The organism is Nitrosospira sp. CT, assembly GCF_059489795.1.
This window is the reverse complement of the sequence record NZ_JCAHZJ010000005.1, coordinates 1-7,633: the sequence shown is the minus strand read 5'-3', so window position 1 is coordinate 7,633 and position 7,633 is coordinate 1. Positions and strand designations below refer to the sequence as shown.

The 7,633-nt window shown below is 55.4% G+C and carries 5 protein-coding genes; 4 read left to right on the top strand and 1 reads right to left on the bottom strand.

Translation table 11 applies throughout. The features are described 5' to 3' along the window. The first annotated feature begins 121 nt into the window (after nt 1-121). Both rpoZ and AC52W5_RS01000 read left to right on the top strand, forming a co-directional pair. A complete protein-coding gene (rpoZ, locus tag AC52W5_RS01005; protein ID WP_495669634.1) occupies nt 122-319 on the top strand; it encodes a DNA-directed RNA polymerase subunit omega in 198 nt (65 codons plus the stop codon). Between the two features lie 119 nt (nt 320-438). After that, nucleotides 439-2,601: a RelA/SpoT family protein gene (locus AC52W5_RS01000; RefSeq protein WP_371265884.1), complete on the top strand. Its 2,163-nt coding sequence runs from the start codon at nt 439-441 to the stop codon at nt 2,599-2,601. Nucleotides 2,602-2,722: 121 nt separating this feature from the next. Here the strand turns inward: AC52W5_RS01000 and metH are convergent, their stop codons facing one another. Then, the gene (gene metH, locus AC52W5_RS00995) at nt 2,723-6,454 is read right to left on the bottom strand and encodes a methionine synthase (RefSeq protein WP_074975324.1); all 3,732 of its coding nucleotides are present in this window, start codon (nt 6,452-6,454) and stop codon (nt 2,723-2,725) included. A gap of 474 nt (nt 6,455-6,928) precedes the next feature. Here metH and AC52W5_RS00990 point away from each other — a divergent pair, with 474 nt between their 5' ends. Then, nucleotides 6,929-7,249, top strand: coding sequence for a helix-turn-helix domain-containing protein (locus AC52W5_RS00990; protein WP_495669633.1), 321 nt, complete (start codon nt 6,929-6,931; stop codon nt 7,247-7,249). Then, on the top strand, nt 7,249-7,633 hold a 385-nt coding region (locus AC52W5_RS00985; RefSeq protein WP_495669632.1), incomplete at its 3' end, for a thermonuclease family protein. The genes AC52W5_RS00990 and AC52W5_RS00985, both read left to right, overlap by 1 nt.

Here is a 7,633-nt window from a genome sequence, read left to right as displayed (position 1 = left end):
CTCAACACCGGTTACTACTTCAATACGTTCAAAACCCGAAGCACTATGCATAGCACCAGGCATATGCCTATCTCCTGTCATCAGTGCATCTGTGTCCGGTTCAATTGGGGGCTACTACAGCATCACTGTTGACGATTGTCTGAAAAGAATTCCCAATCGCTTCGATATGACCCTCGTTGCAACCATTCGGGCGCGACAACTTTCAGTTGGCGGAAGCCCGATGGTGGAACCGTCGCGGGATAAACCGACCGTGATTGCGCTGCGGGAAATTTCACAAGGCCTGGTTGGAACGGATATCCTCACGACTGGCACCCTTTAGAGCGCTCGGGCGCTACCGGTGATGTAAAAAACAGGTTTTATTGCGTGACAAGCAAACTGACAATCAATCATCAAGTGAGGATACCGCTGCTATTCCGAAACGTATGTTGACGGGATGAAATGAAGGAAATGACGATGCAGGCGCGAGGTCTGTCCAGTTCTTCTGCTACTTTGCCCGAGGCGAGTTTCCTTTTTCACGAACTCTCCAGCTATCTCACGCGTGAGGATGTATCTGAGCTTCAGAACGCCTATCTCTTCAGTCAGAGTGCCCACTCGGGCCAATTCCGCCAATCCGGCGAGCCTTATATCTCTCATCCCCTCGCAGTAGCCAGCATTCTGGGCAAACTGCGCCTCGACAGTCAGACGCTGGCAGCAGCGCTGCTGCACGACGTGATGGAAGATACGCACGTTTCCAAAGCCGAGATCGGGGATCGCTTTGGCAAGTCGGTCGCGGAGCTGGTGGACGGTGTTTCCAAGCTGGACAAGATCGAATTCCAGAGCCACGCGGATGCGCAGGCGGAGAATTTCCGCAAAATGCTGCTGGCGATGGCGCGGGATGTACGCGTCATACTCATCAAACTGGCCGATCGGCTGCACAATATGCGCACGCTGGAGGCCATGCGGCCTGAGAAAAAGCGGCGCATCGCGCGTGAAACCATGGAAATCTACGCGCCTATTGCCAACCGGCTGGGACTCAACAATATCTACCACGAATTACAGGAATTAAGCTTCCGTTACCTGTATCCCAGGCGCTATCGGGTCCTGACCAACGCCACCAAAGCGGCACGCGGAAACCGCCGCGAGATGGTGTCGAAAATCCTCGATACCATGAAGCAGCGCCTGAAGACCTCAGGGTTGGATGCGGAAGTAACCGGACGCGAGAAACAGCTCTACAGCATCTACAAGAAGATGGTGGAGAAACATCTCTCGTTTTCGGAAATCCTGGACATCTATGGCTTTCGCGTCATCGTGAAGGACGTGCCTTCGTGCTACATCGCGCTGGGCGCACTGCACAGCCTCTACAACCCTATCCCCGGAAAATTCAAGGACTACATCGCCATCCCCAAGGCCAACGGCTATCAGTCGCTGCACAGCACTCTGTGGGGACCTTACGGCACGCCGATCGAAATCCAGATCCGGACACCGGAAATGCACCGGATTGCGGAGGCGGGCGTTGCTTCGCACTGGCTCTACAAGAGTTCCGACGCAGATCTGAACGATTTGAACATGAAAACCCATCAGTGGTTGCAGAGCCTGCTCGAAACCATGAGCGATTCCACCGATTCGCTGGAATTTCTGGAGCATATCAAGGTGGACCTGTTTCCGGGCGAGGTGTATGTCTTTACGCCCCAGGGCGAGATACTGGCGCTGCCCAAGGGGTCGACCGCAGTGGATTTCGCCTACGCGGTGCATACGGATATTGGCGACTGTTGCGTGGCAGCGAGAATTAACGGCGAGAATGCGCCGTTGCGCACCGTGCTCAGAAGCGGGGACCGGGTGGAAATCGTGACCGCATCCCATGCCAAGCCTAATCCGGCTTGGCTGAATTACGTGGTTACCGGCAAGGCGCGCTCGCATATCCGGCGTTTTCTCAAGACCATGCAATACGACGAATCGGCGAAACTCGGGGAGCGCCTGTTGAATCAGGCATTCGCCACGCTCAAGGTCGATCCGCAGACGATCAGCGAGGCGCAGTGGGAAAAACTGACGCGTGAAAGCGGCGCCAAATCCAGAACCGATTTGCTGGCAGACATGGGCTTGGGCAAGCATTTGCCGGGAGTGATTGCACGGCGGCTTGCGGCTTCACCCGGCGAATCCGCTCTCGGCGCGAGCGGGACTACGGATATCATCACGATACTCGGCACTGAGGGCATGGCCGTCCAATTTGCCAGGTGCTGCCGGCCCATTCCCGGTGACCCAGTTATAGCGTTTATCAAGAAAGATCAGGGACTCGTGATCCATGCCGATGACTGTCCGGCAGTGACCAAAAACAAGGGCAGTTCGGACAACTGGCTGGATGTAGCTTGGGGTAAGGATATCGACCGGCAGTTCGAAGTGGGTATCAAGCTGATGGTGGCCAATCAGCGGGGAGCACTAGCCAGGGTGGCGGCGGCCATCGCTGATGCGGATTCCAATATCGATAATGTCGCCATGGAGGGCGATGGCACATATACCACCATGAATTTCGTCTTACAGGTACGCAACCGCCATCATCTGGCACAGGTGATTCGCAGCCTGAGGCGTATTCCCGAAGTGGCAAAGATCAGCCGTGTGAAGGAGTGACAGGAACGGCAGAGCAAGCTCGCTTTCTCTCGCTTCTCTCGCCAGACGCACGTAGCTGCTCGCATCTCCTGTATGTCGCAGGCCTGGGAGCAATCTTTCCGATCAAGTATCTTTCATTCAGCTATCTTTCATACGCCAGAACGGGCGCCAGCCACGTCTCCGTTTCTTCCAGTGTCCAGTCCTTGCGCCTGGCGTAATCCTCCACCTGATCCTTGCCGATCTTGCCGACTGCGAAATACCTGGCTTCCGGGTGGGAAAAGTAAAAGCCTGATACTGCCGCCGTGGGTACCATGGCAAAGGATTCAGTCACGATGATGCCTGCATTTTCAGGCGCGTTCAGCATTTCAAACAAGGGTCCCTTCTCGGTATGATCCGGACAGGCCGGGTAGCCCGGGGCGGGGCGAATCCCCTGGTATTCTTCCGCGACCAGTTGCTCATTGCTCAGGTTTTCATCCTGGACAAAGCCCCAGAATTCACGCCGTATCCGCCAGTGCATGTGCTCCGCAAAAGCTTCCGCTAGACGATCCGCCAGCGCTTTCAGGATAATTGCGCTGTAATCGTCATGCGCCTCCTCGAACACCTTTAACTTTGCCTCGATGCCCATTCCCGCGGTCACCGCGAATGCGCCGATGGTGTCGGCAATGCCGCTTTCCCTGGGAGCAATGAAATCGGCCAGGCACAGATTGGGCTTGCCATCCGGTTTCATGGTCTGCTGGCGCAGGTTGTGAAAGGTCATCGCTACCCGCTGCCGGGTTTTGTCCGCATAGATTTCGATATCATCGCTGTTGACCGTATTGGCGGAAAACAGGCCGAATACGGCATTTGCTGCAAGCCATTTCTGCTCCACGATCTTTTTCAGCATCATCTGCGCATCACGGTAGAGATTGCTGGCGGCCTCGCCAACCACTTCATCTTCCAGGATGGCGGGGAAACGCCCCGACAGTTCCCATGCCTGGAAGAACGGTGTCCAGTCTATGAAGGGCACGATTTTTTCCAGGGGATAATTTCGCAAGGATCTGACACCGGTAAACCCTGGTGAAGGTGGAGTGTATGTTTCCCAATCGGTCTTGAACGCATTCTTCCGCGCATCCGCGATCGACAGCAACGGCGCCGGTCCTTTCTTGTTCTTATGCTGCGCCCGCACTCTCTCGTACTCGGCCTGGATTTTTTGAATATAGTCTGTCCGTAAATCCTCCGACAACAGATTGCTGCACACGCCGACCGCGCGGCTGGCATCCGGCACCCACACCGTAACCCCGCTGTATTTGGGCGCCACCTTCACAGCGGTATGTACCCGTGAAGTCGTCGCGCCGCCGATCAACAAGGGGATGGTAAAACCTTCCCGCTCCATCTCTTTTGCCACATGCGCCATTTCTTCCAGGGAGGGCGTAATCAAGCCGGACAAGCCGATCATGTCGGCATTTTCGCGTCTGGCAGTCTCCAGAATCTTGGCACTGGGGACCATCACCCCCATGTTCACCACTTCATAATTGTTGCACTGAAGCACCACGGTGACGATATTTTTGCCGATGTCATGCACATCGCCTTTGACGGTGGCAATGACGATCTTGCCCTTGGGTTTGGAATCGCCCAGCAGCTTCTTTTCCGCCTCGATGAACGGCAGCAGGTGCGCTACCGCCTGTTTCATCACGCGCGCAGATTTCACCACCTGGGGCAGGAACATTTTGCCTGATCCGAACAGATCACCGACGACGCTCATGCCGTTCATCAGGGGACCCTCGATCACCTGGATTGGACGTCCGCCCTGCGCGGCTATTTCTTGCCGGACTGCCTCGGTGTCTTCCACGATATAGGTCGTAATCCCCCTGACCAGGGCATGCGTCAGCCGCTCCTGTAGCGTACCGTTCCGCCAGGCAAGGTCTTCGGTGCTTTCCTTGCTTTGTCCCTTGAAGCTCTCGGCAAATTCCACCAGGCGCTCGGTGGCGGTAGCCTCTCCGTCTTCCGGGAGGACGCGGTTGAGCAGCACATCCTCGACCCGTTCCAGCAGGTCCTTGGGAATATCGGAATAAACGCCGAGCTGCCCGGCGTTCACGATGCCCATCGTCATCCCGGCGCGAACGGCATGGTAGAGGAAGGCGGTGTGGATCGCTTCCCGCACGGGCTCATTACCGCGGAAGGAGAAGGACACATTTGAAACGCCGCCGCTCACCTTCGCATACGGCAGCTTTTCCTTGATGGCGCGGGTCGCTTCGATGAAATCCACGCCGTAATTATTGTGTTCTTCTATCCCGGTAGCGATTGCAAAGATATTCGGATCAAAGATGATGTCCTCAGGGGGGAAACCAACCTGATCAACGAGAATACGGTAGCAGCGCGCACAAATCTCCACCTTGCGCGCCAGGGTGTCCGCCTGCCCGGTCTCGTCGAACGCCATCACGATGACCGCAGCGCCATAACGCCGGGCGAGTTTCGCATGTTCGATGAATTCGGCTTCACCTTCCTTGAGACTGATGGAGTTGATGATAGGCTTGCCTTGCACGCACTTCAGTCCGGCTTCAATGACCGACCACTTGCTGGAATCGATCATGATAGGCACACGGCTGATATCCGGCTCCGCAGCGACGAGGTTCAGGAAAGTAACCATCGCCTTCTGCGAATCGAGCATCGCCTCGTCCATGTTGATGTCGATGATCTGCGCCCCATTCTCGACCTGGCTGCGTCCGACGCTCAGTGCTTCCGCATAGTTGTTGCCGAGTATCAACCGGGCAAAGGCTTTCGAACCGGTGACGTTGGTCCGCTCCCCGACGTTTACAAACAGGGAGTCATCACCGATGTTGAGCGGTTCAAGACCGGAAAGACGAAGCTTCTTTGGAACATCCGGCACGGCCCGAGGCGGGATACTCGCTACGGCGTCTGCGATCGCCTTGATATGGGCAGGCGTGGTGCCGCAGCACCCGCCGACGATATTCACGAAGCCGGATTGCGCATACCCCTTGATCAACCCTGCAGTATATTCCGGAGATTCGTCATAGCCCGTCTCCGCCAGCGGATTGGGCAAGCCCGCGTTGGGGTGAGCACTCACATACACGCCTGCAACCCTGGAAAGCTCCTCAACATAAGGGCGCATCAGCTCCGCCCCCAAGGCGCAGTTGAGCCCTACGGACAACGGACGGGCATGAGATACGGAGTTCCAGAATGCTTCCGGCGTCTGGCCGGAAAGCGTGCGTCCCGAAGCATCCGTTATCGTGGCCGAAATCATGATGGGAACACGCACCTGATGCGTTTCGAAATACCGGTCTATGGCAAACAGTGCCGCTTTCGCATTGAGGGTATCGAATATGGTTTCCACCAGCAGAATATCAGCGCCGCCGTCGAGCAGGCCGCGAATGGATTCGGAATAATCCTCCACCAGCTGGTCGAATGTGATGCCGCGGAAGCCGGGGTCGTTCACGTCGGGAGAAATCGAAGCGGTTTTGGTGGTCGGCCCCAGCACGCCCGCGACAAAGCGCGGCTTCTCGGGCGTCTTTGCTTCCATCGCTTGGGCTGCTTCCTTTGCCAGCCTGGCCCCGGCAAAGTTGAGCTCATACACCAAGTCCTGCATGTAGTAGTCGCCCATCGAGGCTGCAGTGGAATTGAAAGTGTTGGTTTCGACGATGTCTGCGCCCGCCTGCAGATAGGCTTCATGAATGGAACGGATCACCTGCGGCTGAGTGAGCGTCAGGAGATCGTTGTTACCTCGGAGATCATGCGGAAAATCGGCAAAGCGCTCCCCGCGATAGTCCTTTTCGCCAAGCTTGTGGCTCTGGATCATGGTGCCCATCGCACCGTCGAGCAGCAGGATGCGGCGGGCCAGCAGATCTTCCAGTAATTTGATGCGAGGGTGGTCGTTCATGGCAATACCAGGGTTCAGGGTGGAGCTTGAATTCTATCATGCCCTTATCCACCATTCCCTCCGACAGACTCATGACACTCAGCCGGCTGAGAAGCGCGTCTTGATAGCGTCAATGGCAGTTTCTGGCTGGAGGAGGCGGGGCAAGATTGATCCGGCTATCCAAAAATCAGCAACGGTAAGCCAAAAAATTTTGGCATAACAATTACTCTGCTCATTTTACTTCTCCTTTCTCTCATGTTAGAAAGGCTAACTCTTAATCAAGAGACTCTGTCCTACATCATGTTTTTTGACGAGAGGTATACCATCTGCTAAGAATTTTTGTAGCCACAGTGGAACAGACTGGAGGAAGATTTTCAGCTGAAAAATGGCGACAAAAAACGAATGTGCAAGATTGACCCATTGCTGTCATATTTAACTCATCTCTATATTGTGTATGGATGATCGTAAGCCGGCAAAACTACTTCATACTGGTTAATGACACATACAGAGTATTCTCAAGGTACCGACAATGTGCTGGCCGATCCAGGCCTTGACGATGCGGAAGAGCTGCCAGCGAAGACCATCCTCGCGGTCAAGCTGAACGAACTGATCGACAAGCGGGGCTTAAGTCAGACTGAGGCGGCTCGCCTCACCGACATAACGCAACCGAAAGTGTCCCAGATTCGGCGCTACAAACTACGGAACATCTCGCTCGAACGCTTGATGCAGGCGTTGATGTCGCTCGACCAGCATGTTGAGGTCGTTGTTCGCCCTGCACGCCGTGCGCATGGAGCTGCCATTAAGGTGACCGCATAATGCGAGGAGACAGAATAGCTGAGCTGAGCCGGTTAGTAACCGGTCTGGCTGTCTATATCTTATGCAGCTGTTTCGCTCAAGCTGAAATATTAAGCGGTCGGGTCGTCAAGATCGCCGATGGCGATACCCTGACAGTCCTCGATAAATCAAACCGGCAGCACAAAATCAGGCTCGTGGGAATTGATGCGCCTGAACGCAAGCAGCCCTTTGGCACTGTATCCCGGCAAAACCTGGCTGATCTGGTATTTGGCAAGGAAGTTGCCGTGGAGTGGCACAAGCAAGACCGCTATCAGCGTGTTTTGGGAAAAGTGCTGCTGAATGGACAGGACGTCAACCTTAAGCAGATCAAGGCGGGGCTGGCATGGCATTACAAACGGTATGACA

What these genes read in the sequence shown, in the direction of transcription:
- metH (WP_074975324.1), bottom strand. Translation starts at nt 6,454, where the DNA reads ATGAACGACCACCCTCGCATCAAATTACTGGAAGATCTGCTGGCCCGC.
- AC52W5_RS01000 (WP_371265884.1), top strand. Translation starts at nt 439, where the DNA reads ATGAAGGAAATGACGATGCAGGCGCGAGGTCTGTCCAGTTCTTCTGCT.
- AC52W5_RS00990 (WP_495669633.1), top strand. Translation starts at nt 6,929, where the DNA reads ATGACACATACAGAGTATTCTCAAGGTACCGACAATGTGCTGGCCGAT.